This window comes from Streptomyces sp. NBC_00207, assembly GCF_045160965.1.
Taxonomy (GTDB): domain Bacteria; phylum Actinomycetota; class Actinomycetes; order Streptomycetales; family Streptomycetaceae; genus Streptomyces.
This window is the reverse complement of the sequence record NZ_CP130715.1, coordinates 4,667,623-4,692,604: the sequence shown is the minus strand read 5'-3', so window position 1 is coordinate 4,692,604 and position 24,982 is coordinate 4,667,623. Positions and strand designations below refer to the sequence as shown.

Below are 24,982 nucleotides of genomic sequence, written 5' to 3'. Positions count from 1 at the left end.
GGCGGGTGTCACAGTGGGGGAGTGAGCAACGTCGCCGCAGGGCAGAGGGGGTGAGGTCCGGCCGTGTCCGGAACCGGTTCGACCATGGAAGCGGGCGTGCCGTCCGCACGTTCCCGCGCTCTCGCCGTGCTGCGCGTCCGCAGCAGGGCGCTGGCCGTCGGGCTGCTGCCCGCCGCCCTCGCGGTGGTGCTGGTCGCCGCCCGGATGACGGGCCGGCTGGCCGGTGAGCCCTGGCCCGCGGTGACCTTCGTCGTGTGCCTGGTTGCGGCCGTGGTGCTGCTCGTCGGCGGGATCTTCACCGCCGTGGTGCTGCGGGCGAGCCCCGCCGTGACGCCGACGGTGCCGTTGTCGGAGGCCACCGCCCCCGATCTCTACCGGCTGGTGCGGGACCTGGCCGACCGGATGGACGTGCCGCCGCCCTCCGCGATAGCCCTCACTCCGGACTGCGACAGCTGGCTGGAGGACCGCACCCATGCGGCCCACCGCCGGAGCGGCATATCCGCCGGTGCGGAGTCCGAGCAGGGCGCGGCCCCCGTGCTGGTGATCGGCTCGCCGTTCCTGTGGTGGATGCGGGTCGCGGAGCTCCGGGCGGTCCTCGCCCCGGTCGTCGCCGGCACGGGCCCTTCCGCGCACCCGGACATAGCCGACGCGCGCGGCTTCGTACGGGGCCTGGACGCGGCCGTGGACGTGGGCAACCGGCGCGGGCTCGGCTGGATCGGCGCCCCGGCCCGGCTGCTGCTGCGGCTGTGCCGGACGGACGCCACCGAGATGGAGCGCGGGGTGGCCGCGGCCGCCTCGGAGCGTGCACAGGGTGTGGACTACGGGCTGCGCATCGTCGCCCAGGAGCAGGTCGGCCTCGCCTACGCGGGCTGGGACCGGCTGCTGACCCGGGTCGCGCTGCCCGCCTGGCGGATGGGCCGCTGGCCGGCGCACCTCGACGCCGGAGTGGTCTCCGCACTGACCGAGCTCTCCCGGCGGGACCGGCTGGCCGAGGGGTTCACCTCGCGGCTTGGCGAGCGCCCCGCCTGTGACCTGCTGGAGCAGCCCGGGGTGGTCGACGAGGCGACGTCGCTGCTGGCCGCGCGCCTCTTCCACGGCGGTCCGGCCGAGGCCGGGCCGGACTGGTCCCCGGTGGACTGGGCGGCGTATCCGGAGGAGGTCGTGGACCGCAAGTGGCGTGCGGAGGCGGCCCGGCTGCACGCGGCGCTGGACGCCCTGGCCGTCCCGGCGGGACTGCCCGCCGGACCCACCGGACCGAAGGCTTCCACCGGGCCTGCCGGGCCCGCCGGACCCGGAGTCCTGCCCGGCTCGTCATCGGCCGCGGCCTCGTCGGGCCCGTCCGGGGCGAGCGGACCGGCCGGAGCCGCCGCGGCGGCGGGACCGGCCACGATCGAGGCCACCGGCTCCGCCTCGCGGCCCACCGTGGACGGCTTCGCCGGACCCACGCTGGAGCGGGTGCTGGGCTACCTCACGGACCCCGCAGGCGAGGGTGCGGCCGGGGAGGCCCTGGCCGGCCGGCTCAGCGGGGACCTGGCCCGCGAGGAGCGGGCCGCCGGTGCTGCGCAGCCCTCGGCCGGGAAGGCGCGCGGCGCGGACGCCGTGCCGCTGTTCCCGCTCCAGCCGCCGCGCAGCGGCCGGGACCTGCTGGCCGACCACGTGACGGCGATGGTGTGCTGCGCGGCCGTGGACTCGGCCGGCGCCGCCCCGGGGATGGACTGGCTCGACGGGCCGGTCCTGCTGGTCGGCGGGGCCCGCCGCTCCGACCTGGCCCCACGCGTCCTGTGCCTGGTCGAGGACGGGAACCCGGGACCCCTGCGGGACTGGCTCGCAGACCTCGGCGTCCGCCCGGAGAAGCCGGTCCGCCTGGTCTGAGCCGGGCCCGGACCGCGCCCCGACCGGTACCGGACCGCGCCCGGACACCGCTCCCGGCCCCGCCCCCGGAGGGCTACGACTCGTACGCGCAAGCGGATGTGAATGTTCCGATCCCGTCAATTCGCGACGAACGGTGACGGACTGAGTGCGTTATGTGATGTGCTGGGACCGGTCGCGGCGGGATGTCCTGAACCGGGGTGTCCGAGAACAGCCGACTCAGCAGAGCGTCTGCCGCGCACCGACACGATGCACGCCCGTTCGGGGGAGCGAGGGAGGGGAGCGGTCATGGGTGCGGACCAGATCCGGCGTTGGGAGTCAGGTGCGCTCGCGCACGCGGTGTCCGACCCCTTCGGACAGGGCCCCCTGCCCTGGTTCCGGGGGAGCGAGCTCTACTTCGACGACACCGGCCACGTCGTCCCCTGGTACGTGGACCCGGCCGCCGCGGCCGCCGGTACCGGCCAGATCCCCCGCGCCCGCGGCAACGGCGGTCCCCGCACCGCCGACGACGTGCACCGCCAGATCAAGGGCTTCGCCTCCACCGGCGCGGTCACCCCCGGCGAGGCCATCGACTTCCACATCACCGTCGACCCGCCCCAGCAGTTCTCCGTCGACGTCTACCGGATCGGCCACTACGGCGGCGACGGGGCCTCCAAGATCACCACCAGCCCCCGTCTCTCCGGCATCGTGCAGCCGGCCCCCCTGGCGGCCGACCGCACCGTCTCCTGCCACCACTGGTGGCTGTCCTGGCGCCTGCAGGTCCCGTCCTACTGGAGCGTCGGCGCGTACGTCGCCGTCCTCACCACTGCCGACGGCTACCGCTCCCACATCCCCTTCACGGTCCGCGACGACCACCCCGCCGACCTCCTGCTCCTGCTCCCGGACATCACCTGGCAGGCCTACAACCTCTACCCGGAGGACGGCCGCACCGGCGCGAGCCTCTACCACGCCTGGGACGAGGACGGCCGGCTGCTCGGCGAGCAGGACGCGGCCCACACCGTCTCCTTCGACCGCCCCTACGCGGGCGCCGGCCTGCCCCTGCACGTGGGTCACGCCTACGACTTCATCCGCTGGGCCGAGCGCTACGGCTACGACATCGCCTACGCCGACACCCGCGACCTGCACGCCGGCCGCGTCGACCCCGCCCGCTACCGCGGCCTGGTCTTCCCCGGCCACGACGAGTACTGGTCGGCTCCCATGCGCCGCACCGTCGAGCGCGCCCGCCTGAACGGCACCTCGCTCGTCTTCCTCTCCGCCAACACCATGTACTGGCAGGTCGAGCTCTCGCCCTCCCCCTCCGGGGTCGCGGACCGGCTCCTCACCTGCCGAAAACGCCGCGGTCCGGGCCGCCCCAGCCTGTGGCGCGAGGTCGACCGCCCGGAGCAGCAGCTGCTCGGCATCCAGTACGCCGGCCGGGTCCCCGAGCCCGCGCCGCTGATCGTGCGCAACGCCACGCACTGGCTCTGGGACTCCACCGGAGCCGGCGAGAACGACGAGCTGCCCGGCCTGGTCGCGGGCGAGGCCGACCGCTACTTCCCGCGCACCCAGCTCCCCGAGCACCAGGACCGGATCCTGCTGGCGCACTCCCCGTACCTCGACAGCGAGGGCCACCGGCGCCACCAGGAGACCTCCCTCTACCGGGCCCCCAGCGGGGCGCTGGTCTTCGCCTCCGGCACCTTCGCCTGGTCCCCGGCCCTCGACCGCCCGGGCCACGTCGACGAGCGGGTGCAGCGGGCCACCGCCAACCTCCTCGACCGGATCTGCAAGCGCGACTGACCCGCGACCGGCCGCCCGTGCCGTGCGACCGGCCCCCGAACGACCCGCGACCGACCCACCCCTGTCCACAGGAGTGGACGAAGGTGCGCGAGAATCGGGGTGCGCTCATACAGAACCACAGGGAGACCCCGTGTCCGGATTCGTCGAAAAGCCCGAGCCGGTTCAGGTTCCGGGCCTCGTCCACCTCCACACCGGCAAGGTGCGCGACCTCTACCGCGACGAGGACGACCGCCTCGTCATGGTCGCCAGCGACCGCATGTCCGCCTTCGACTGGGTCCTGCCCACCGAGATCCCGGACAAGGGCCGCGTCCTGACCCAGCTCTCCCTGTGGTGGTTCGACCAGCTCGCCGACCTCGTCCCGAACCACGTCATCTCCACCGACCTGCCCGCGGGCGCCCCCGCCGACTGGGCCGGCCGCACGCTGATCTGCCGCAACCTGGACATGGTCCCGGTCGAGTGCGTGGCCCGCGGCTACCTCACCGGCTCCGGCCTCGCCGAGTACAAGCAGACCCGTACGGTGTGCGGGCTCGGGCTCCCCGAGGGGCTCGTGGACGGCTCCGAGCTGCCCGGCCCGATCTTCACCCCGGCCGCCAAGGCCGAGGTCGGCGAGCACGACGAGAACGTCTCCTACGAGGAGGTCGCGCGCACCACCGGTGCCGAGACGGCGGCGCTGCTGCGCCAGACCACCCTGGCCGTGTACGGCCGCGCCCGGGACATCGCGCGCGAGCGCGGCATCATCCTGGCCGACACCAAGTTCGAGTTCGGTTTCGACCCGAAGGACGGCACCCTGGTCGCCGCCGACGAGGTGCTCACCCCGGACTCCTCCCGCTTCTGGCCGGCCGACCAGTGGGAGCCGGGCCGCTCGCAGCCCTCCTTCGACAAGCAGTACGTCCGCGACTGGCTGGCCTCCCCGGCCTCCGGCTGGGACCCCAAGGGCGAGCTCCCGCCGCCGGCCCTCCCCACGCAGGTCGTCGCGCAGACGCGTGCCAAGTACATCGAGGCGTACGAGCGGCTCACCGGCCTGACCTGGTCCTGAGACACGAAGAAGCCCCCGGTCCGAGGACCGGGGGCTTCTTCACTGCAGAGCGGACAACGCGACTCGAACGCGCGACATCCACCTTGGCAAGGTGGTGCTCTACCAACTGAGCTATGTCCGCAGGTGCGCCGTAACGCGAGAACTACTATACCCAACCTCGCTGGCGTGCGAGACGCACTGCCGTGTGACGGTTCTCGGCGCCCAGCTTCGTCGCCGCCGAGGACAGGTAGTTCCGGACGGTCCCCTGCGACAGCGCGGCCCGCTCGGCGATCTCCGCGATCGGCGCCCCGTCCGCCGCCAGTTCGAGCACCTCGGCCTCCCGCGCGGTCAGCGGCGAGTCCCCCGCGCTGATGGCGTCGGCCGCCAACTCCGGGTCCACGTAACGGCCGCCGGCGTGCACGGTCCGGATCAGTTCGGCCAGCCGCTGTGCCGAGACCGTCTTCGGCGCGAAGGCCCGCACCCCCGCGGCCAGCGCCCGCTTCAGGTGGCCCGGGCGGCCGTGACTGGTCACGATCATGGTTTTGCAGTCGGGGAGCTCGGCCCGCAGTGATGTGGCGACACTCACACCGTCGGCCCCCGGCATCTGCAGGTCCAGCACCGCCACGTCCGGTCGGTGCGCCCGCGCCATCGCCAGCGCCTCGGGGCCCGAGGCCGCCTCCGCGACGACGAGGAGGTCGTCCTCCAGGGCGAGCAGGGCCGCCAGGGCCCCGCGGATCAGATGCTCGTCGTCGGCGAGCAGTACGCGTACGGGGCTCATGCCCGCACCTCCAGTCGTTGCGATTCCCGGTCCGGGATCTCCGCGAGCAGCCGGAACCGGCCGTCGCCCACCAGCCCTGCCTGCAGGGTCCCGTCCAATGCGGCGAGCCGCTCCCGCAGCCCGGCCAGCCCCGAGCCGGGCGGCCCGGCGGGGGCGTCGGGCGCCCCGTCGTTCTCCACCACCAGCGTCACGGAGCCGGTCTCCGGGGCGGTCAGCCGGATGAGGCAGCGGTGCGCGTCCCCGTGCCGCAGGACGTTCGTCGTCGCCTCGCGGACCACCCAGCCGAGGGCCGACTGGACCTCGGGGGGCAGCTCGCGCCCGGGCCTGAAGTCGACCCGGCAGTCCATTCCGGCCGCGCTCAGCACCCCGCGCGCGCCCTCCAGCTCGACCGCGAGATCGGCCTCCCGGTAGCCCCGCACCACGTCCCGTACTTCCCGCTGGGACTCCTGGGCTATCCGCTGCACCTCGATCATCTGCTCCACCGCCTCCGGCCGTTCGCGCCGCGCCAGCTGTACGGCCAGCTCGCTCTTGAGCGCGATCACGGCCAGATTGCGCCCCATCACGTCGTGCAGATCACGGCCGAACCGCAGCCGCTCCTCTGCCACGGCGAGGCGCGCCTGGACCTCCCGCGAGCGGTCCAGCTCGTAGACGGTGTTCAGCAGCCATGCGGAGAAACCGCTGGTGAAGCTGAAGAACAGGCTGCCCAGCAGGATCCCGACGAGATACCCCAGGGCCTCGCCGGCGGGCAGCCCCAGGGCGAGTGCGGCCAGACTCGTCCCGACCGCCGCGGCCGGGGGCACGTACCGCATCCTGCGCACCGACCGCAGGCACATCACCAGCGAGCCGGAGCCGAAGAGGGTCAGCCCCGACACCAGTGCCGGCGCCATCGAGGGGTCCCCGAGCTTTCCGGCGGCCTGCAGGGCGAGGATGGCCAAGGTGGCGGCGCCCGTCGCGGCGACCATGAACACCGCGAGCCGGACCGGGCGTTCGCGCCGTCCCACCACCCAGTCCAGCGCCCTGGAGTTGAGCACCCCGCACAGCACCGCGTGGGCGCACAGCACCACGAAGAGCGTTCCGGGCACGAGGAGCGAGGACGTGCCGACCGCGGCCGTCACCGGAGCCAGCCCGAAGGAGACGATCTCTATGAGCACGAAGAGGTGGAACGACCACCGGGTGTATATCTCCAGCTTCCCCGCACTGCTGCGGTTCTTCCACCACCCCGTCAGCTTCGACACGGTCCCGTCCCCCGGCTCTTCTAGCGGCGCGGTTCCCAGCGGAACCACTTCTGCACAGCAAACACGGTGATCATGACCCAGGCCAGCGTGTTGAGCACGGCCCCCAGCAGGTCATGGGCCTCGGCGCCACCGCTCCAGCCGGCCCGCACCAGGGCCATCACGCCGCTCAGCGGCAGCAGTTCGCTCAGGGAGGCCGCGAGGTCCGGCAGCGAGTCCGCCGGCATGAACAGCCCCGAGCCGAGCGCGGTCAGCAGGAACAGCGGCAGCGTGGTGAGGCCGGCGGTCTCGACGGTGCGGGTGAAAGAGCTGGTCACCGCGGACATCCCGGCCAGCAGCACGACGCCGGCGAGGACGGCCGCCACGAGCAGCAGCGGGTTGCGGGGCATGCGCACGTCGAGGAGGGCCGCGCCGGCCACCGCGAGCACCGTGATCTGGCCGAGTGCGAGGACGGCGGCGGGCAGCGCCGTCCCGGCGAGGATCTCCAGGTCGTTCGCCTCGCCGGTGCGCAGCCGCTTGAGGACGAGCTCCTCGCGCCGGGCGACGTAGGCGGACACCAGGTTCATGTAGACGACGAGGACCAGCACCATGCCGATCCCGCCGGTCAGGGTGGCCTCGCCGACGGCCGCCGCTCCCTCGGCCCCGTCGAGGGAGGAGCGCAGGACGAACACCATCAGCAGGGGCATCAGGCCGGCCACGCCGAGCGCGGCCCGGTTGCGCACCAGCAGGGTGAGCTCGGAGCGGCCGAGCGCGGTGAGCCGGCCGGGGTTCAGGGTCAAGGTGTTCATCGGGTCCCCGCCATCGTGTCCTCGGTGCGGGCGCCGGCGCTGCGGCGGCTCTCCGCGATCTCCAGGAAGGCCTCCTCCAGGGAGGCGGACCGGGCGTCGAGCCCGTCCAGTTCCACGCCGTTCTCCCGGGCCCAGCCAAGCAGCTCGGTCAGGTCCGCCTGGAGCCGTTCGGTACGGATCTCCACGCGCCGCCCCTCGGCCGCCGCGTGCAGTGCGAGCGGGAGCCGGGCCGCCGGCACCCCGGCCGGCAGGGTGAAGCGGATCCGGGCCGGCCGGGTGGCGGTCACCTCCGCCGGGGTGCCCGACAGGACGAGCTCCCCCTCGTGGAGGATCGCGAGGCGGTCCGCGAGCTCCTCGGCCTCCTCCAGGTAGTGCGTGGTGAGCAGCACCGTGGTGCCCTGGGCCCGCAGCTCCCGTACCAACGCCCAGGTGTCCCGTCGGCCTTCGGGATCCATCCCGGTGGTCGGCTCGTCCAGGAACAGCACCTCGGGGCGGCCGAGCAGGGCCAGTGCCAGGTCCAGGCGCCGCCGTTCGCCGCCGGAGAGCTGTTTGACCCGTACGGAGGACCGCGCGCCGAGGCCGACCAGTTCCAGCACCTCCGCCGTCGGGCGGGCGCCGGTGGTGACCCCGGCCCACATCCGGACGGTCTCGGCGACCGACAGGTCGGAGGGGAAGCCGCCCTCCTGGAGCATGACCCCGGTGCGCGGGCGGACCTGGGCCCGGCGCGCGTACGGATCGAGCCCGAAGACGCGCACCAGGCCGCCGCTCGGGGCGGCCAGCCCCTCCAGCAGCTCGACGGTGGAGGTCTTGCCCGCGCCGTTGGTCCCGAGCAGGGCGAAGACCTCGCCCCGCGCCACGGAGAAGGAGACGCCCCGGACGGCCTCGAATCCGCCGGCGTAGCCGCGGCGCAGGCCCTGGGCTTCGATCACGGTGTCAGTCATGACTCAAGCCTCGGGGCGGCCGGAGCGGGCCGGCAGTGCGCGCTGTCATGACCCGCGATGACATTTGTCAGGGGGTCCGCCATCGCCCGTGGAGGACGCACACGGGGAAAGGGACGGACACGGGGAAAGGGAGGGAATACGAAGAAGGCCCCGATCGCAATGATCGGGGCCTTCTGCATACAGAGCGGACGACGCGACTCGAACGCGCGACATCCACCTTGGCAAGGTGGTGCTCTACCAACTGAGCTACGTCCGCATGCAGTGCACCACCGGGGTGGTGCGTGCATCACTCTACCCGATCGACCGTGGTGATCGGAAAGCGATGCAGAGCGGGTGACAGGAATCGCACACTGCGCCTTCCCTCTGGAAGAGGGATGTTCTGCTACTGAACTACACCCGCACGACCTCGGAGGCTCTGACCTGCGGCCTGGCCCCTTGGCGTGATCCACACACTAGCGGACGGTGGGGGGTGGATGGCAAATCGGCCCTCAGTGGGCCGCGTTGTAGGCCTCGTAGATCTTCTTCGGGATGCGGCCGCGCGGGGGCACGTCGTACTGGTTGGACCGGGCCCAGGCCCGGACGACCGCCGGGTCGGGGGCGATGGCGGTGTGCTTGAAGGCCTTCCCCGAGCGCGACTGGCGGCGTCCGGCGGCCACGAAGGGGGCCAGGCCCTTCCGCAGTTTCTTTGCGTTGGCCACATTGAGGTCGATCTCGTACGACTTACCGTCCAGAGCGAACACGACCGTTTCCGCCGCTTCTCCGCCATCGATGTCGTCGGAGAGCGTGACTACTACGCGATGCGCCACGGATATCGGTCCCTTCGTGCGACGTCGCCACCTGCTGACGTGCGGTGATGTCGCCTGTGTGGATGTTTCGGGGCAATGCATCTTTCATCCCCGGTTGCGAAGCGACAAATGACACTCGTCCGGAGTGATTCCTTTGTACCCCGATTCCCATTGCATTGCGAAGCCCAGTTAATTCTCTCCGCGTGTCCCGCCGCAATGCCGGGTACGTGGTTTTCCGGCGGATTTTGCGAAGCGTTGGTGAAGTCGAAACGGCCCGGTGATCATGCCCTCCGCATATCTACCCGCGTAGAAATTTTGGCCGGGTACGCTGATGGAACCGCCTTCGCACCAACCACCACACGGGAGTGCCCGATGGCACGCGTCGTAGTCGACGTCATGCTCAAGCCGGAGATCCTCGACCCCCAGGGCCAGGCGGTGCAGCGTGCACTGCCGCGCCTGGGCTTCGAGGGGATCGCCGACGTCCGCCAGGGGAAGCGCTTCGAACTGGAGGTGGAGGGACCGGTCGACCAGGCCGCCCTCGACCGCATCCACAAGATGGCCGAAACGTTCCTCGCCAACACCGTCATCGAAGACTTCACCGTGAAGGTCGAGGCCTGACGGTGACCACTCGCATCGGAGTCGTCACGTTCCCCGGAACGCTCGACGACCGTGACTCGCTGCGCGCCGTCCGCCTCGCGGGGGCCGAGCCGGTCTCGCTGTGGCACCGCGACAAGGACCTGCACCAGGTCGACGCGGTCGTCCTCGCGGGCGGCTTCTCCTACGGGGACTACCTGCGCGCCGGGGCCATCTCCCGCTTCTCGCCGGTGATGGAGACCATCATCGAGCAGGCCAAGGGCGGCATGCCCGTCCTGGGCATCTGCAACGGCTTCCAGGTCCTCACCGAGGCCCACCTGCTGCCGGGGGCGATGCTCCGGAACAACCACCTGCACTTCATCTGCCGCGACCAGAAGCTGCGGGTGGAGAACGCGGAGACCGCGTGGACCGGCGACTACACCGCCGGCCAGGAGATCTCCGTACCGCTGAAGAACATGGACGGCCGGTACGTCGCCGACGAGCGCGTGCTCGACGAACTGGAAGCCGAGGGCCGCGTGGCCTTCCGCTACCTCGACGTCAACCCGAACGGTTCGCTGCGCGACATCGCCGGCATCACCAACGCCGCGGGCAACGTCGTCGGCCTCATGCCGCACCCCGAGCACGCGGTCGAGCCGCTGATCGGGACCGGCCGCACCGACGGCCTCCCGTTCTTCACCTCGGTCCTGAAGAAGCTGGTCAGCGCATGAGCCTCGACACCGTCAAGAACGCCACCGAAACCCCGGACGCCTCCCAGCCGTGGAAGGAGCTCGGCCTCAAGGAGGACGAGTACGCCCGGATCCGGGAGATCCTCGGCCGCCGCCCCACCGGCGCCGAGCTCGCCATGTACTCGGTCATGTGGTCCGAGCACTGCTCGTACAAGAGCAGCAAGGTCCACCTGAAGCAGTTCGGCGAGAAGGTCCCGCAGAACGACGCCATGCTCGTCGGCATCGGCGAGAACGCCGGCGTCGTCGACGTCGGCCAGGGCTACGCGGTCACCTTCAAGGTCGAGTCGCACAACCACCCGAGCTACATCGAGCCCTACCAGGGCGCGGCCACCGGCATCGGCGGCATCGTCCGCGACATCCTCGCCATGGGCGCCCGCCCGGTCGCCGTCGTCGACCCGCTGCGCTTCGGCGCGGCCGACCACCCCGACACCAAGCGCGTCCTGCCAGGCGTCGTCGCGGGCATCGGCGGCTACGGCAACTGCCTCGGCCTGCCGAACATCGGCGGCGAGGTCGTCTTCGACGCCTGCTACCAGGGCAACCCGCTCGTCAATGCCGGCTGCATCGGCGTGATGAAGCACGAGGACATCCACCTCGCCCAGGCCTCCGGCCCCGGCAACAAGGTCATCCTCTACGGCGCCCGCACCGGCGGCGACGGCATCGGCGGCGTCTCGGTCCTCGCGTCCGAGACCTTCGACGACACCAAGCCCACCAAGCGCCCCGCCGTCCAGGTCGGCGACCCCTTCCAGGAGAAGCTCCTCATCGAGTGCACCCTGGAGATCTTCAAGGAGAAGCTGGTCGCGGGCATCCAGGACCTCGGCGGCGCCGGGCTCTCCTGCGCCACGAGCGAGCTGGCCTCCGCCGGTTCCGGCGGCATGCGCGTCGAGCTGGACACCGTCCCGCTGCGCGACGCGACGCTCTCGCCCGAGGAAATCCTCATGAGCGAGTCGCAGGAGCGCATGTGCGCGATCGTCGAGCCGCAGCACGTCGACCGCTTCATGGAGATCTGCGAGAAGTGGGACGTCATCGCCACCGTCATCGGTGAGGTGACCGAGGGCGAGCAGCTGGAGATCTTCTGGCACGGCGAGCTGATCGTCGACGTGCCCCCGGGCACCGTCGCCCACGAGGGCCCGACCTACCACCGCCCGTACGCGCGCCCGTCCTGGCAGGACGCGCTCCAGGCGGACGACGCGGGCAAGCTCCCCCGCCCGCAGACCTCCGAGGAGCTGCGCGCGCAGGTCCTGGCCCTGGTCTCGTCGCCGAACCAGGCGTCGAAGTCCTGGATCACCGACCAGTACGACCGCTTCGTGCAGGGCAACACGGTGCTCTCGCAGCCCGAGGACGCCGGCATGGTCCGCATCGACGAGGAGTCCAACCTCGGCGTCGCCATGGCCACCGACGGCAACGGCCGCTTCGCCAAGCTCGACCCGTACACGGGCGCGCAGCTCGCGCTGGCCGAGGCGTACCGCAACGTCGCCGCGACCGGCGCGAAGCCCCTGGCCATCTCCGACTGCCTGAACTTCGGCTCCCCCGAGGACCCGGACGTCATGTGGCAGTTCGCCGAGGCCACCCGCGGTCTCGCCGACGGCTGCTTCGAGCTGGGCACCCCGGTGACCGGCGGCAACGTCTCCCTCTACAACCAGACGGGCGACATCGCCATCCACCCGACCCCGGTCGTGGCGGTCCTCGGCGTGATCGACGACGTCAACCGCCGCACGCCGATGGCGTTCTCGGAGGCCGGCCAGCTGCTGTACCTGCTCGGCGACACCGCCGAGGAGTTCGGCGGCTCGGCCTGGTCCGAGGTCGTCCACCAGCACCTCGGCGGCATGCCGCCCAAGGTGGACCTGGGCCGCGAGAAGCTGCTCGGCGAGATCCTGATCTCCGCTTCGCGCGACGGCATGATCGACGCCGCGCACGACCTGTCCGACGGCGGCGTGATCCAGGCGCTCACCGAGTCCTGCCTGCGCGGCGGCAACGGCGCGCGGATCGTGGTCCCGGAGGGCCTGGACGCCTTCACCTTCCTGTTCTCCGAGTCCGCGGGCCGGGCCATCGTGGCCGTCCCGCGCAGCGAGGAGCTCCGCTTCACCGACATGTGCGGTGCGCGGGGCCTGCCGGTCACCCGCATCGGCGTGGTGGACGGCGAGGAGATCGAGGTCCAGGGCGAGTTCACCCTCCCGCTGGCCGAGCTCCGCACGGCCCACGAGGCGACGATCCCGGCCCTGCTGGCCTGAGCCGCGGCGACAGCCCGTACCGAAGCCCCGCACGGAACGTCGTGCGGGGCTTCGGCGTTGCCGCCCGCAGGCGGCCGGTCGTAGCGATTCCGTAGCCGGAAACCCCTTCTGACCTGCGGGATTCCGCCCGCATACTGGCGCCGTGAGCGACATGGTGAAGTACCTGCCGGAAGCCGCGATACCCGACGGAGGCGTTCCCGTCTGGCGTACCGAGGACGCCGGCCGATGGCGGAAGGCGGCCGTCCCGGCCGTGTTCGGGCCGGTCTTCGGCGCATGGGCGCTGGTCCTGCCGGTGCTCGTCGCGTTCGTCCTGCTCGCCTGGACCGAACCGGAGGCGCCGATCCGGGGGACGGTCTGGGCCGACTACCCGGCCGCGGTCCTGCTGGTCAGCCTGCCCCTGTGGTACCGGCTGCTGCCGGCCGCGACCGCCCTGGCCGCGGCCGCGCTCGCCGGGTACGCGCTGTTCGCACTGACCGGTCTGCCGCCGGGGGACAGCGCGGGCCGGGCCGGCTCCTGGCTGGTCATCGCCCTCAGCGGCGCCGCCTTCGCCGGGGCACTGCTCAGGCTGCGGGCCCGCCGCCGGCAGTACGCCCTCGCCCTCGCCGCCGCCGGGGACGGGCGCCGGGAACTGCCCGCCCGGCTGCCCGGCAGCCACCGCCGCCGGGGCCTGCCGATGATGCTGGCCGGCGGCGGGCTCTGCGCCGCAGCGGCGGCCCTCCTCGGCTGGGCGGCCGTGCAGGACCTCGGGTCGGACCCGGACTTCCCGTACGACGGCACGGGCCAGCAGGTCCTGGCCCTCCTGCTGCTGGTTCCCGGCATCCCGGTGCTCGGTCATGGCATCGGCACCCGCCGGGCCGCCCGGCGCCTGGACACCGGACCGCAGCCCGCCCTCCGCGTCGGGGTCCGGGGCGATCTCGGCCCGTACACCTGGCTGCACCCCGATGTCCGCGACACGTCGGGGAGACCCCTGATCGCCTTCCGCGACCGGATCGAGAACACCGAGTACGACGTACGGACCCTGGTGGGCGGAGCCGAGGAGAAGCTCCGGGCCGAGCACCACGACATCAACCACTTCAGCGAGCCGTTCGAGGCCGTCCTGTACGGCGCGCCCTTCGAAGGCGCTGAGGTCGTCCTCGAGTACGCGGCCTACAGCGGCGACACCAGGATCACCACCAGCGTGCTGGCCGTCCGGCTGCACCCGCGCCGCCGCCACGACCTCTCCGGATGGACCCCGGCCGGGCGCTCGTACCGCGTCGAGGCCCGGAAGAACGAGGCCGCCCGCCGGGAGGCCCGGGCCTCCGACAGCGGCTCCTCCGGCTCCGGCTGCGGCTCCTCCGGCAGTTGCGGCAGCGACAGCAGTTGCGGGAGCAGTTGCGGCGGCGGCTGTGGGGGCGGCGACTGATCGGGCAGACTCGGCGCATGGCAACCAAGACCCGCAGGTACGACGCCGCGAAGATCAAGGCGGCCGTGACCGCGCAGTTCGGCCATGTCGCCGGCGCCGTCGCCGGGCTGACGCCCGAACAGCTGGCACGCCCCAGCGGGCTCGGGGACTGGAGCGTCGCCGACCTCGCCGGGCACATCGCCTGGATCGCGGACTCGCTGGCCGGCGGCCTCGCCCGGCCGCCCGCCGCCGTCGCCGAACTGTCCGCCGTCGAATGGCCCTTCGCCACCGCCTCCCTCGCCGGGAAGATCTCCGAAGCGGCCCGGGAGACCCTCACCGGGGCCCCGCTGCCCGAGCTGTACGAGCGGGCGGCGGCCCGGATGGCCGAGGCGCTCGCGGCGAATCCGGGCTCCCGCGTGCTGAACCTGTGGATCGGGGACATGACCCTGGCCGACTTCCTCGTGACCCGGACCGTGGAGCTGGTGGTCCACACCGACGACCTGAACCGGGCCGCCGGACTGGCCATCCCGATCGAACGGCAGGCGCTGGCCGCCTGCACCCGGCTGCTCGCCGACGCCCTCGCGGTCAAGGCCCCGGGCGGTTCGGTCGAGGTACGGGTCCCGCCCTTCGCGGTGGTCCAGTGCGTCGGGGGGCCGCGCCACACCCGCGGCACCCCGCCGAACGTGGTGGAGACCGACCCGCTGACCTGGATCCGGCTCGCGACCGGCCGTACGGGATGGGCCGAGGAACTCGACGGGGCGCGGGTCCTTGCCAGTGGCGAGCGGGCCGACCTGTCCGCGCTGCTCCCGCTGATGAGCTGAGCGCGGCCATGACGGAACCGTCCCGGCGCCCCGCCCGTCCCAGGGGCATGCGTACCCTCCGGCACGTCCACACCCCCGCGGGGCTGGCCCTCGTACTCGCCCTCGCCCTGGCCGGCTGCGGCAAGGCCGAGGAGGGCGGGAGCGTCTGGCTGCCCGACGTCGTGGGCTCCTGGGCCGTCGAGTCGCTGACCACCGGCGGCCGCACCCTGCACGCCCCCGAGGCCGCCCGGGTCGACATCGCCCAGGACGCGGCCACCGGCAGCTACGGCTGCAACGGCTTCAAGGCGGCGGTCGTCCGCGACGGCGAGTCCGCCCTGACCGTCACCCCCGGCATGACGACCACCATGGCCTGCGAGGACATGGAATTCGAGACGGCCTTCGCCCGGCTGTTCACGGGCCGGCTGACGATCGACCGGGGGCCCGAGCGGCTCACCCTGAAGACCGCCGACGGGAGCACCATCGCGATGACCTCGAAGCCCCCGGCCGCGGCCGCCCCGCTCACCACGACCGAGTGGACGGTCGAGTCCCTGATCAGTGGCGCAAGCGTGTCCTCGGTCCCCGCCGAGGCCGCCGGCAAGGCGCACTTCGAGATCGCCCCCGACTCCAGCGCGGGCGGCAGCCTCGGCTGCAACCGGTTCAGCGCCAAGGCCACCGTCGAAGGCCCCACGGTCACCTTCGGGCCGCTCACCACGACCCGGATGGCCTGCGAGGGAGCGGCGGGCGAGCTCGAGCGGACCCTGACCGCGCTGTTCGGCAGCGGCCCGCTCACGGTGAAGATCGAGGACCAGACGCTGACCCTCACCGCCGCCGACGGCAAGGGCCTGACCGCGAAGGCCGCCTCCGCCGCCGAGTGACTCACACGTGCGCCGTGCCGCCGTCCTTCGCCATGGCGGCGGCGATCGCGCGCGCGGATGCGGCCCACACCTCGTCCGGCACCTTCGGGAGCACGTCGTCCCACAGGGGCAGGCACGTCCCGCGCATCTGCACCATCCCCTCGGGGCGGGCGATCAGGAAGACGTGCAGGTGGGCGCCGCCGTCCCCCCACTTGTTCACGTGGACCCGGGCGATCCCGCCCAGCGTCCGGATCGCCCGCTCCACCCGCTGGAGCATCGCGCCGAGCTCCGCCGCCCGCTCGGCCGGCAGGTCGAGCAGGTCGTGGTGGCCGCGCGGCACCAGCAGCACCATCGCCGGCAGCGCCCCGTGCTCGCCGTGCAGCCGCCAGTGCTCGTCCGTCCAGAGGAACTCCGAGTCGGGGCGGGTGCAGGAGGGGCAGGAGTCCGGCCCGGCCTCGCCCCTGCGGGGCGGTTCGGGCAGCACCGGCTCCTCCAGCACCTTGATCTGGAGGTCCCCCTCGTAGGGGAAGGCCTCCCAGAGCGGGATGCCGTCGGCGGGGAAGGGTATCCGCTCGCCGATCGGCAACCGGCGTACGTACTCGCTGGGTTCGGTCATGCGCCGATCATGGCAAGGATCAGCCCGGGTACGGCAGCAGTCCCGCGTCCACGCGCTCCCAGGCCGCCCGCAGCTCCGCCAGCCGGGCCGGCTCCACGGCGGCCTTGTCGGCCTGTTCCCGGATGTCCCCGGCCAGGTTGAAGAGCTGGTCCCGGCCCGCCTTGCCGCGGTAGTACTTCCAGTCCCCGCGGCGCAGCGCCCGCTCGCCCCGGACCCGCCAGAACAGGTCCCGTGCGGCGACCTTCTCGCCGCGCAGCAGGTACCCGGCCAGGCTCGCCCCGTCCAGCGGGTAGGCGGGGTGCGGGCGCGCCCCGGCGACCTCCAGCAGCGTCGCCGTCCAGTCCGGGCTGAACACGGGGACGTGGCTGACCTGGCCGCCGTCCAGCCGGGCGGGCCAGCGCGCGATGTTCGGCACCCGGATCCCGCCCTCCTGCAGGGAGGCCTTGTTGCCGGACAGCGGCCAGTTGTACGAGAAGCGTTCGCCGCCGTTGTCGCTGGAGAAGACGACCAGGGTGTCGTCCTCCTGGCCGGAGCGCTTCAGAGCCTTCAGCACCTCGCCGACCGAGCGGTCGAGGTCCTCGACCATCTGCTTGTACTTCTCGACCGAGCCGCCGTCCTGGTGCCACAGGGCCCGGCCGTCGCCCGCCTTGATCCGCCGGACGATCTCGGCGCTCTGCTCGGTGTCCCCGTCGGCGATCCACGGCCAGTGCGGGGTGGTGAAGTTGAGGTTCAGCAGCCACGGCTTGCCGTGGTGGTCGCGGGAGACGTACTCGCTCGCCCGCTCGGTGATGATCCGCGTGTAGTAGCGCAGGTCCTTGTACTCGGCGTCGCCCTCGTAGAGGTCGTATTCGCCGCCCAGGCCCAGCTTGGAGTAGTACTCCAGGGCCCCGCCGAAGTTGCCGAAGAACTCGTCCCAGCCGGACCGGGTCGGGCTGTAGTCGGGCAGGTAGCCCGCGTGCCACTTGCCGATCAGCGCGGTGGCGTAGCCGGCCCCCTTCAGCAGGGAGGCCAGCGTCGGATGGGTGGGGTCGAGGCCCGCGGACTTGTCGGCGATCGGTTCGGCCAGCCCGCCCTTGGTGCGGCCCGGGTAGCGCCCCGTGTAGAGGCTGAACCGGGTCGGCGAGCAGGTCGCGGAGCCCGAGTAGGCGTCGGTGAACCGGACGCCCTGGCGGGCCAGCCGGTCGAGGTTCGGGGTCTTGATGTGCGGGGAGCCGTAGGCGGAGAGGTCGGCCCAGCCCAGGTCGTCACCCAGGATGAACAGGATGTTGGGCCTGCGGGCCCGCCGGCCGCGGGCGGCCTGGAACTCCCGTTCGTCGGGGCCCGCGGCCTGGGCGCCGGCCCCCTCGGCCGCCTGGGCGGGGGCGGCGCCCAGCCCCACGGCGGCGGCGGCCGCGGTCACGCCGACGGCGCCTCCGAAGGCACGACGGGACAGCTTGTTCTCGTACGAAGACACAGGTACTCCATGGCACGGTCCGCGGGCCGGCTCCGGGCGGGGCGCGGGACGGCGCGCGGCACGGCGGAGCAGGGCGGGGCGGAGCGGAAAGGGGAAAAGGCGAGGAAGAGTTGTGGCTACGCGGAACAGCGACAGATGGCGCTCGCGACACGGACCAGGTCCACGTGCCGGCGCTCGACGAGGGTGACGGTGCGGTCACCGAGAGGCTGCATGGACCGAGAGCCTGTACGAATGCCTTCGTACATGTCAACAAGGTGATCCGAATACCGAGACGGGGGCGTGCCGTCACCCTCTGTGCTGTGACATTTCCCGGCCGTCCCCAATTCGGACCAGTGGTCGATCTCGCCTACACTCGGAAGCGTGCCTCGTGGTGATGGACGACTCAACCACGACCTGCTCCCCGGCGAAAAGGGCCCCCAGGACGCTTGCGGCGTCTTCGGTGTCTGGGCTCCGGGTGAAGAGGTCGCCAAGCTCACCTACTTCGGACTGTATGCACTGCAGCACCGCGGACAAGAGTCCGCGGGAATCGCTGTGAGCAACGGTTCCCAGATCCTCGTCTTCAAGGACATGGGCCTAGTTTCCCAAGTCTTCGACGAAACCTCTCTCGGCTCGCTCCAAGGTCATATCGCGGTCGGTCACGCCCGCTATTCGACCACCGGGGCCTCCGTCTGGGAGAACGCGCAGCCCACTTTCCGCGCGACCGCCCACGGCTCGATCGCCCTGGGTCACAACGGCAACCTGGTGAACACCGCCGAGCTTGCCGAGATGGTCGCCGACCTCCCCCGTCAGGACGGCCGTGCCACCCAGGTGGCCGCCACCAATGACACCGACCTGGTCACCGCCCTGCTCGCGGGGCAGACCGACGAGGACGGCAAGCCCCTGACGATCGAGGAGTCGGCCACCAAGGTCCTCCCGAAGGTCAAGGGCGCCTTCTCGCTCGTCTTCATGGACGAGGGAACGCTCTACACCGCCCGTGACCCGCAGGGCATCCGCCCGCTGGTCCTCGGCCGCCTGGAGCGCGGCTGGGTGGTCGCGAGCGAGACCGCCGCCCTCGACATCTGCGGCGCCAGTTTCGTCCGCGAGGTCGAGCCGGGCGAGCTCATCGCGATCGACGAGAACGGTCTGCGGACCTCTCGATTCGCGGAAGCGAAGCCCAAGGGCTGTGTCTTCGAGTACGTCTATCTGGCGCGCCCGGACACCGACATCGCCGGCCGGAACGTCTACCTCTCGCGTGTCGAGATGGGCCGGCGCCTGGCCAAGGAAGCCCCGGTCGACGCCGATCTGGTGATAGCGACGCCGGAATCCGGCACGCCCGCCGCAGTCGGCTACGCCGAGGCCAGCGGGATCCCGTACGGATCCGGCCTGGTCAAGAACGCCTACGTCGGCCGGACCTTCATCCAGCCCTCGCAGACGATCCGCCAGCTCGGCATCCGTCTGAAGCTCAACCCCCTCAAGGAAGTCATCCGGGGCAAGCGCCTGGTGGTCGTCGACGACTCGATCGTCCGCGGCAACACCCAGCGCGCCCTGGTCAAGATGCTCCGCGAGGCCGGCGCGGCGGAGGTCCACATCCGGATCTCCTCGCCGCCGGTGAAGTGGCCGTGCTTCTTCGGCATCGACTTCGCCACCCGGGCCGAGCTGATCGCCAACGGCATGTCGGTCGACGAGATCGCCACGTCGCTCGGTGCGGACTCGCTCTCGTACATCTCGCTCGACGCGATGATCGAGGCGACCACCATCCAGAAGCCCAATCTCTGCCGTGCCTGCTTCGACGGCGAGTACCCGATGGAGCTGCCCGACCCGCAGCTCCTGGGCAAGCAGCTCCTGGAGAGCGAGCTCGCGGGCGGCACCGACGCCGCCGACGCGCTCCGGCGGCCGTAAGCGTTCTTCGGTTTGGCCTGCTCAACCTGCGCTGGGCCCTCTCTTTGAGGCTTCTCCGGGGGCCCAGCACCACACGCAGTAACGACACGAAAGCTCTCTCCTGTCATGACAGAGAAGACCACCGGTGCCAGCTACGCAGCCGCAGGCGTGGACATCGAAGCGGGCGACCGCGCAGTCGAGCTGATGAAGGAGTGGGTGAAGAAGACGCAGCGCCCCGAGGTCCTCGGCGGCCTCGGCGGCTTCGCCGGCCTCTTCGACGCCTCCGCCCTCAAGCGCTACGAGCGCCCGCTGCTCGCCTCGGCCACCGACGGCGTCGGCACCAAGGTGGACATCGCCCGTCAGCTCGGCGTGTACGACACCATCGGCCACGACCTGGTCGCGATGGTCATGGACGACATCGTCGTCTGCGGCGCCGAGCCGCTCTTCATGACCGACTACATCTGCGTGGGCAAGGTCCACCCCGAGCGCGTCGCGGCCATCGTCAAGGGCATCGCCGAGGGCTGCGTCCTCGCCGGCTGCGCCCTGGTGGGCGGCGAGACCGCCGAGCACCCCGGCCTGCTGGGCCCGGACGACTTCGACGTGGCGGGTGCCGGCACGGGTGTCGTCGAGTACGACCGCCTGCTCGGCGCGGATCGCATCCGAACGGGTGACGCCGTCATCGCGATGGCATCGTCCGGCCTTCACTCGAACGGGTACTCGCTGGTCCGGCACGTCCTCTTCGACCGGGCCGGGATGTCCCTGGACCAGCACGTCGAGGAGCTCGGCCGCACCCTCGGCGAGGAGCTCCTGGAGCCCACCAAGATCTACTCGCTGGACTGCATGGCGCTCACCCGTACGGCCGAGGTGCACGCCTACTCGCACATCACCGGCGGCGGCCTCGCGGCGAACCTCGCCCGGGTCATCCCGGACCACCTGCACGCCACGGTCGACCGTTCGACCTGGACCCCCGGCGCGATCTTCGACCTGGTCGGCAAGGCCGGGCAGGTGGAGCAGCTGGAGCTGGAGAAGACCCTGAACATGGGCGTCGGCATGATGGCCGTGGTCCCGCAGGAGTCGGTGGACGTGGCCCTGACCGCGCTGGCCGACCGGGGCGTGGACGCCTGGGTCGCCGGCGAGATCCTGGACCGGGGCGCCCACACCGAGGGCGCGACCATGACGGGGTCCTACGCGGGCTGAGCAGCACGGAAACCCGGTCCGGGGCGGAGGCCCTGGACCGGGTTTCGATGTTTCGTCAGCTGACGCAGATGCTGCTCTGCAGAAGGATCCGCGCGTCAAGCCCCGCGACGGTGCGCCGACGGACCGGACTCTTCGTCCTCGTCGTCGTCATCGCGGTTGTAGAGCTCCGCGTACCGAGCGTACGGGTCGTCCTCGTCCAGCTCGTCGTCGTCTACCTCGACCGGCTCGCTGACAGGCAGCGGTTCCGCGGTCGATGCGCCCAGCTCGTTGGCCAGACGCGACAAGTCAGTCCCGCCGCTGCTGTACTTCAGCTGGCGGGCGACCTTCGTCTGCTTGGCCTTTGCCCGGCCGCGCCCCATGGCTCGACCCCCTCGGTGACGGGGCTCGACGGCCCCAGAGTCTGACACGCGTTCATGGTTCGGAGCGGGCTCTCCGTGGAGAGACCGTCCGTAGGGGTTTAACGGTACCTGCTTCCGCGGCCATACGGTACGCCGCCCGCATGACGCGCCTCGGTGCAGAACCAACAAGGCGCCCCGTCCTCGCTGGTCAGCTGCGATTTTAACCTTTTCCTGGCGGGCGACCCGCCGAAGTGCAGTGAGTTCCGTCTCGCCGCACCCCGGCGGGTGCATCCAGTGGTCCCGTCAGGGGCCTAGAGCGCGCGGGCGGAGCGGGCGTCAGCCATCCGCTGCTCGGCGATCCGGTCGGCCGCGGCGGCCGGCGGGATGCCATCCGCCTTCGCGCGAGCAAAGATCTCCAGCGTGGTGTCGAAGATCTTCGTGGCCTTGGTCTTGCAGCGGTCGAAGTCGAAGCCGTGCAGCTCGTCGGCGACCTGGATGACGCCGCCGGCGTTGACCACGTAGTCGGGCGCGTAGAGGATGCCGCGGTCCGCGAGGTCCTTCTCGATGCCCGGGTGCGCGAGCTGGTTGTTCGCCGCACCGCAGACGACCTTGGCCGTGAGGGCGGGGACCGTCTCGTCGTTCAGGGCGCCGCCGAGCGCGCAGGGGGCGTAGATGTCCAGGCCCTCGACGCGGATGAGGGCGTCCGTGTCGGCGACGGCGGTGACCTTGCCCGGGTGCTTGTCGAGGATCCGGCGCACCGACTCCTCGCGCACGTCCGTGATCACGACCTGGGCGCCGTCCTCCAGCAGGTGCTCGACCAGGTAGTGGCCGACCTTGCCGACGCCGGCCACGGCGACCTTGCGGTCGCGCAGGGTCGGGTCGCCCCACTGGTGCTGGGCGCTGGCGCGCATGCCCTGGAAGACGCCGAAGGCGGTGAGGACCGAGGAGTCGCCGGCGCCGCCGTTCTCGGGGGAGCGGCCGGTCGCCCAGCGGGTCTCGCGGGCCACGACGTCCATGTCGGCCACGTAGGTGCCGACGTCGCAGGCGGTCACGTAGCGGCCGCCGAGGGACTCCACGAACCGGCCGTAGGCCTGGAGCAGTTCCTCGCTCTTGATGACGTCCGGGTCGCCGATGATGACGGCCTTGCCGCCGCCGAGGTCGAGACCGGCGAGGGCGTTCTTGTAGGACATGCCGCGCGAGAGGTTCAGCGCGTCGAGGACGGCCTCCTCGTCGGAGGCGTACGCGTGGAAGCGCGTACCGCCGAGGGCGGGTCCCAGGGCGGTGGAGTGGATGGCGATGACGGCCTTCAGGCCGGTGGCGCGGTCCTGGCACAGCACGACTTGCTCGTGGCCGCCCTGTTCCGTACGGAACAGGGTGTGCAGGACGCCGTCGGTCATTTCGGTCACGGTGGTGACTCCCATGGAAAGAGATGCGGCGGAAAGACGCCCGCCCTGCGGGTGGGGGAGGGCGTGCTGGGAGCAGAGTAAGACCTGCGGGCCCCGCGTAGGCGTCCTGTCCGGGGATCGGAACACACTCGGAGTACGAGGCCCCCCGCGCCGGGCCGGGAGCGCCCCGGAGGTGAACCGGACCCTCAAAGGGGGGAGTACGAGAGCGTGAGCGAATCCCCCGAGCCCCTGCTGCCGTCCGCGCGCGCGACGCCGACCGTCCCGTACGCCTCCTACCTGCGCGTCTACGAGCCCCTGGCCGCCTTCGCGGAGCCGGAGCGCACGCACTGGGCCGCCTACGCCCGGCGCGGGGTGACCCCGACCGCCCAGGACGAACTGCGCAAGTCGCTCGCCGACTTGGTCCGGGTCCCCGTGGTGGCGGTGCCGGCGCACGAGAGCGCGGACGCCTTCACGGCGGAGGTGGACGGGGTGCTGCTGGTCTGCCCGTGGCGCACCCGGCTCCGCGGCTGGCTGGCGCTCGAGGAACTGGTCGCGTCGTTCCCGCTTCCCGTGCTGGACGCGGCGCTCCCGCCCGGGACGCGCCGGCGGGCGGCCGAGGAGTACGAGCGCTGGCGCGAGCGGAACCCGGAGGCGCGGCCCTGGATCCGGACGGGCGTGTGGCAGATTCCGCTGCGCTGGTTCGTCCTGGTGGCCGACGAGGAGCGGGAGTACGTCCCGGGCGAGCGGCTGCGCTACCGGACGCCGATGGTGCAGGCCCGGCGGCGGCTGGCCCGGGCCCTGCGGACCCTGCGCGACGCGGAGGGGTACGCCATGCTCGCCGAGGGGCTGGTGGAGGTTGGGAGCTGGCTGGAGGAGTTCCACCCGCGGTCGATGGTCGAGCTGGACTACGGGGGGCTGCTGCACGCGCTGCCGGCGGACCGGCTGGCGGCCGACCGGTCGGCCGGGGACCTGGCGGCGGGGATCGCGGCCCTGCGGGCCGGCGACATGGAGGGGGCTTCCGAGGCGTACGGGGAGCTGGCGGAGCGGTGGCGGGCGGTCCGGGAGCGACTTTTCGCGAATTAGGCTGAAAGTGGCCTGTGTGGCTTTTTCTGCTCCCGATGGCCGCGTACGTACTGTGGCGTATCGGTCGATCAGCCAATACTGGCTGATCAGAGCCCTGATCGTAAGATTTGGGACGTAGTACCAGGACCTACGTCCCGATACGGGCCATTGGCCCAAGCGTGACGGACCGCACTAACTACACCCTTGCGCCCTTCCCCTACCCTCGTGCCAAAATAGGACAAGGAGTCCGGGGAGGGTTCCTTCCGCCCAACTAAGGGCGGAATGCTCGGCATTGCGCTCTACGGGGGGTCTGACGGCTCCTGATCGCTCTGTGACTGATCGTCACAGTGGGGTGACTGTCCGTTATGGGACGGTCCATCGGCTTCCGCCGCTGATGAACACCTCGGAGGGCAATTCCGTCGGTTTGGCCGTCGAGGCTGGACGGATGGTGTAGTTGTAGTGCCGAGGACAAGCCGTTCGTCCTATAACCGACTCGGCCCGCGTATGTCCATTTCGGGCAACGCGGGCCAAGGTGCAGAATTTAGAGGAAAGAACCGAGATGGTTCGGTTCTCCCGAGGAGGCCGCTCATGACCGCTCGCACCCCTGATGCCGAGCCGCTGCTGACCCCGGCTGAGGTTGCCACGATGTTCCGCGTGGACCCGAAGACGGTCACCCGCTGGGCCAAGGCTGGCAAGCTCACGTCCATCCGCACCCTGGGTGGACACCGCCGATACCGCGAGGCCGAGGTTCGCGCACTGCTCGCGGGAATTCCGCAGCAGCGCAGCGAGGCCTGAGGTCGCGTAAACACCCCGCTTTAACGGGTCTATATCGGGTCCCCCAATCCGATGAAACCCACATAGCTTCATGCGACGGAGCCTGCCCCAACAGGTTCCTGTCGTCCGATCGCGCTGGACTCCGCCGGGTCCAGCGCGATCTTTTTTATGCCCAGGTCAGGGCGGTGCGGATCGCTGCGCGGGACTCGAAGGAGGTGGGTGCCATTGCACATATTAAATCGAGCGGGCGTAGGGATGCGATAAAAGTAGGAGTCTCAAAAACTCGTGCGGTGACACCCGTCACAGATGATCACTCTTGTATATCCGGTAATGCACCCCGTAAAGGGGATGTGCCCCGCAGGGCACATCACGCGAACGGGGGATTCTTCCCCGGCGCCGTCGCAGGAGGTGCACCACGGCTCCCACGGCCCTCACGGCTCCACAGGTGACCGCCGGCGCGGGCGCGGGGCCTCGTGCTCGTACGGACCGCGTGTGAGCCGCGTATGACGGCGTACCGCCTCCGTGCGGGCCTGT

Annotated in this window: 23 protein-coding genes and 3 tRNA genes; 13 read left to right on the top strand and 13 right to left on the bottom strand. The window is 71.5% G+C overall.

The features are described 5' to 3' along the window. Positions 1–84 precede the first annotated feature (84 nt). From OG472_RS22145 to OG472_RS22135, 3 genes are all read left to right on the top strand, one after another. Entirely contained in the window at positions 85–1,872 is a 1,788-nt protein-coding gene (locus OG472_RS22145) for a hypothetical protein (RefSeq protein ID WP_401610432.1), read from the top strand. 285 nt (positions 1,873–2,157) lie between these two features. Beyond that, on the top strand, positions 2,158–3,645 hold the full coding sequence (locus OG472_RS22140) for a N,N-dimethylformamidase beta subunit family domain-containing protein (RefSeq protein ID WP_401610353.1): 1,488 nt from the start codon (positions 2,158–2,160) through the stop codon (positions 3,643–3,645). A 130-nt stretch (positions 3,646–3,775) separates the two neighbouring features. Beyond that, complete coding sequence (locus OG472_RS22135) at positions 3,776–4,681, top strand: phosphoribosylaminoimidazolesuccinocarboxamide synthase (protein ID WP_376619501.1); 906 nt, start codon at positions 3,776–3,778, stop codon at positions 4,679–4,681. 48 nt (positions 4,682–4,729) lie between these two features. On the opposite strand, the gene OG472_RS22130 is transcribed toward OG472_RS22135, so the two are convergent. The 8 genes from OG472_RS22130 to OG472_RS22095 form a co-directional block, all read right to left on the bottom strand. Beyond that, a tRNA-Gly gene (locus OG472_RS22130) sits at positions 4,730–4,802 on the bottom strand. 24 nt (positions 4,803–4,826) lie between these two features. After that, positions 4,827–5,438, bottom strand: coding sequence for a response regulator (locus tag OG472_RS22125; RefSeq protein ID WP_383576443.1), 612 nt, complete (start codon positions 5,436–5,438; stop codon positions 4,827–4,829). Continuing rightward, positions 5,435–6,673, bottom strand: coding sequence for a sensor histidine kinase (locus OG472_RS22120; RefSeq protein WP_401610356.1), 1,239 nt, complete (start codon positions 6,671–6,673; stop codon positions 5,435–5,437). The genes OG472_RS22125 and OG472_RS22120 overlap by 4 nt, the downstream gene beginning before the upstream one ends. A 20-nt stretch (positions 6,674–6,693) precedes the next feature. Beyond that, complete coding sequence (locus OG472_RS22115; protein ID WP_405830898.1) at positions 6,694–7,458, bottom strand: ABC transporter permease; 765 nt, start codon at positions 7,456–7,458, stop codon at positions 6,694–6,696. Further along, positions 7,455–8,399 carry an ABC transporter ATP-binding protein gene (locus OG472_RS22110; protein ID WP_401610358.1) on the bottom strand — a complete coding sequence of 315 codons (945 nt, stop codon included), beginning with the start codon at positions 8,397–8,399 and terminating at the stop codon, positions 7,455–7,457. The genes OG472_RS22115 and OG472_RS22110 overlap by 4 nt, the downstream gene beginning before the upstream one ends. Positions 8,400–8,582: 183 nt before the next feature. Further along, positions 8,583–8,655: transfer RNA gene (locus OG472_RS22105), tRNA-Gly, on the bottom strand. A 72-nt stretch (positions 8,656–8,727) separates the two neighbouring features. Beyond that, positions 8,728–8,799, bottom strand: a tRNA-Gly gene (locus OG472_RS22100). An 88-nt stretch (positions 8,800–8,887) separates the two neighbouring features. Beyond that, complete coding sequence (locus OG472_RS22095; RefSeq protein ID WP_401610360.1) at positions 8,888–9,205, bottom strand: Lsr2 family protein; 318 nt, start codon at positions 9,203–9,205, stop codon at positions 8,888–8,890. A gap of 351 nt (positions 9,206–9,556) precedes the next feature. Here OG472_RS22095 and purS point away from each other — a divergent pair, with 351 nt between their 5' ends. The 6 genes from purS (at position 9,557) to OG472_RS22065 (ending at position 15,787) form a co-directional block, all read left to right on the top strand. Next, positions 9,557–9,802, top strand: coding sequence for a phosphoribosylformylglycinamidine synthase subunit PurS (gene purS, locus OG472_RS22090; protein WP_030009438.1), 246 nt, complete (start codon positions 9,557–9,559; stop codon positions 9,800–9,802). Between the two features lie 2 nt (positions 9,803–9,804). Next, entirely contained in the window at positions 9,805–10,485 is a 681-nt protein-coding gene (gene purQ / locus OG472_RS22085; protein ID WP_361753490.1) for a phosphoribosylformylglycinamidine synthase subunit PurQ, read from the top strand. Further along, positions 10,482–12,731 carry a phosphoribosylformylglycinamidine synthase subunit PurL gene (gene purL, locus OG472_RS22080; RefSeq protein ID WP_383576434.1) on the top strand — a complete coding sequence of 750 codons (2,250 nt, stop codon included), beginning with the start codon at positions 10,482–10,484 and terminating at the stop codon, positions 12,729–12,731. Before purQ ends, purL begins: the two co-directional genes overlap by 4 nt. A gap of 142 nt (positions 12,732–12,873) precedes the next feature. Next, a complete protein-coding gene (locus OG472_RS22075; protein ID WP_405941933.1) occupies positions 12,874–14,133 on the top strand; it encodes a hypothetical protein in 1,260 nt (419 codons plus the stop codon). 17 nt (positions 14,134–14,150) lie between these two features. Then, positions 14,151–14,933 (top strand): sterol carrier family protein, encoded by a 783-nt coding sequence (locus OG472_RS22070; RefSeq protein WP_405830893.1) that lies wholly within the window; start codon positions 14,151–14,153, stop codon positions 14,931–14,933. 47 nt (positions 14,934–14,980) lie between these two features. Then, positions 14,981–15,787 carry an META domain-containing protein gene (locus tag OG472_RS22065; protein WP_405941932.1) on the top strand — a complete coding sequence of 269 codons (807 nt, stop codon included), beginning with the start codon at positions 14,981–14,983 and terminating at the stop codon, positions 15,785–15,787. Position 15,788: 1 nt separating this feature from the next. Here the strand turns inward: OG472_RS22065 and OG472_RS22060 are convergent, their stop codons facing one another. The 3 genes from OG472_RS22060 to OG472_RS22050 form a co-directional block, all read right to left on the bottom strand. Continuing rightward, the gene (locus tag OG472_RS22060; protein WP_401610366.1) at positions 15,789–16,382 is read right to left on the bottom strand and encodes an HIT family protein; all 594 of its coding nucleotides are present in this window, start codon (positions 16,380–16,382) and stop codon (positions 15,789–15,791) included. A gap of 19 nt (positions 16,383–16,401) precedes the next feature. Beyond that, entirely contained in the window at positions 16,402–17,835 is a 1,434-nt protein-coding gene (locus OG472_RS22055) for a sulfatase-like hydrolase/transferase (RefSeq protein WP_401610367.1), read from the bottom strand. A 116-nt stretch (positions 17,836–17,951) separates the two neighbouring features. Further along, entirely contained in the window at positions 17,952–18,047 is a 96-nt protein-coding gene (locus OG472_RS22050) for a putative leader peptide (RefSeq protein WP_324617183.1), read from the bottom strand. A gap of 148 nt (positions 18,048–18,195) precedes the next feature. Between OG472_RS22050 and purF the strand changes: the two genes are divergently transcribed. Both purF and purM read left to right on the top strand, forming a co-directional pair. Further along, positions 18,196–19,713, top strand: coding sequence for an amidophosphoribosyltransferase (gene purF, locus OG472_RS22045; RefSeq protein ID WP_362856539.1), 1,518 nt, complete (start codon positions 18,196–18,198; stop codon positions 19,711–19,713). A gap of 105 nt (positions 19,714–19,818) precedes the next feature. Then, entirely contained in the window at positions 19,819–20,889 is a 1,071-nt protein-coding gene (gene purM, locus OG472_RS22040) for a phosphoribosylformylglycinamidine cyclo-ligase (protein WP_383576421.1), read from the top strand. A gap of 95 nt (positions 20,890–20,984) precedes the next feature. Here purM and OG472_RS22035 read toward each other — a convergent pair whose 3' ends face one another. After that, entirely contained in the window at positions 20,985–21,248 is a 264-nt protein-coding gene (locus OG472_RS22035) for a DUF3073 domain-containing protein (protein WP_319723731.1), read from the bottom strand. Between the two features lie 290 nt (positions 21,249–21,538). After that, on the bottom strand, positions 21,539–22,633 hold the full coding sequence (locus OG472_RS22030; protein WP_405941931.1) for a Leu/Phe/Val dehydrogenase: 1,095 nt from the start codon (positions 22,631–22,633) through the stop codon (positions 21,539–21,541). Between the two features lie 207 nt (positions 22,634–22,840). Between OG472_RS22030 and OG472_RS22025 the strand changes: the two genes are divergently transcribed. Then, positions 22,841–23,695, top strand: a complete 855-nt coding sequence (locus OG472_RS22025; protein ID WP_401610371.1) for a hypothetical protein — start codon at positions 22,841–22,843, stop codon at positions 23,693–23,695. Positions 23,696–24,262: 567 nt separating this feature from the next. Next, entirely contained in the window at positions 24,263–24,469 is a 207-nt protein-coding gene (gene bldC, locus OG472_RS22020; protein ID WP_003949541.1) for a developmental transcriptional regulator BldC, read from the top strand. Positions 24,470–24,982: the final 513 nt, after the last annotated feature.

What these genes read in the sequence shown, in the direction of transcription:
- OG472_RS22145 (WP_401610432.1), top strand. Translation starts at nt 85, where the DNA reads ATGGAAGCGGGCGTGCCGTCCGCACGTTCCCGCGCTCTCGCCGTGCTG.
- OG472_RS22140 (WP_401610353.1), top strand. Translation starts at nt 2,158, where the DNA reads ATGGGTGCGGACCAGATCCGGCGTTGGGAGTCAGGTGCGCTCGCGCAC.
- OG472_RS22125 (WP_383576443.1), bottom strand. Translation starts at nt 5,438, where the DNA reads ATGAGCCCCGTACGCGTACTGCTCGCCGACGACGAGCATCTGATCCGC.
- OG472_RS22115 (WP_405830898.1), bottom strand. Translation starts at nt 7,458, where the DNA reads ATGAACACCTTGACCCTGAACCCCGGCCGGCTCACCGCGCTCGGCCGC.
- OG472_RS22110 (WP_401610358.1), bottom strand. Translation starts at nt 8,399, where the DNA reads ATGACTGACACCGTGATCGAAGCCCAGGGCCTGCGCCGCGGCTACGCC.
- purS (WP_030009438.1), top strand. Translation starts at nt 9,557, where the DNA reads ATGGCACGCGTCGTAGTCGACGTCATGCTCAAGCCGGAGATCCTCGAC.
- purL (WP_383576434.1), top strand. Translation starts at nt 10,482, where the DNA reads ATGAGCCTCGACACCGTCAAGAACGCCACCGAAACCCCGGACGCCTCC.
- OG472_RS22070 (WP_405830893.1), top strand. Translation starts at nt 14,151, where the DNA reads ATGGCAACCAAGACCCGCAGGTACGACGCCGCGAAGATCAAGGCGGCC.
- OG472_RS22065 (WP_405941932.1), top strand. Translation starts at nt 14,981, where the DNA reads ATGCGTACCCTCCGGCACGTCCACACCCCCGCGGGGCTGGCCCTCGTA.
- OG472_RS22060 (WP_401610366.1), bottom strand. Translation starts at nt 16,382, where the DNA reads ATGACCGAACCCAGCGAGTACGTACGCCGGTTGCCGATCGGCGAGCGG.
- OG472_RS22050 (WP_324617183.1), bottom strand. Translation starts at nt 18,047, where the DNA reads ATGCAGCCTCTCGGTGACCGCACCGTCACCCTCGTCGAGCGCCGGCAC.
- purM (WP_383576421.1), top strand. Translation starts at nt 19,819, where the DNA reads ATGACAGAGAAGACCACCGGTGCCAGCTACGCAGCCGCAGGCGTGGAC.
- OG472_RS22035 (WP_319723731.1), bottom strand. Translation starts at nt 21,248, where the DNA reads ATGGGGCGCGGCCGGGCAAAGGCCAAGCAGACGAAGGTCGCCCGCCAG.
- bldC (WP_003949541.1), top strand. Translation starts at nt 24,263, where the DNA reads ATGACCGCTCGCACCCCTGATGCCGAGCCGCTGCTGACCCCGGCTGAG.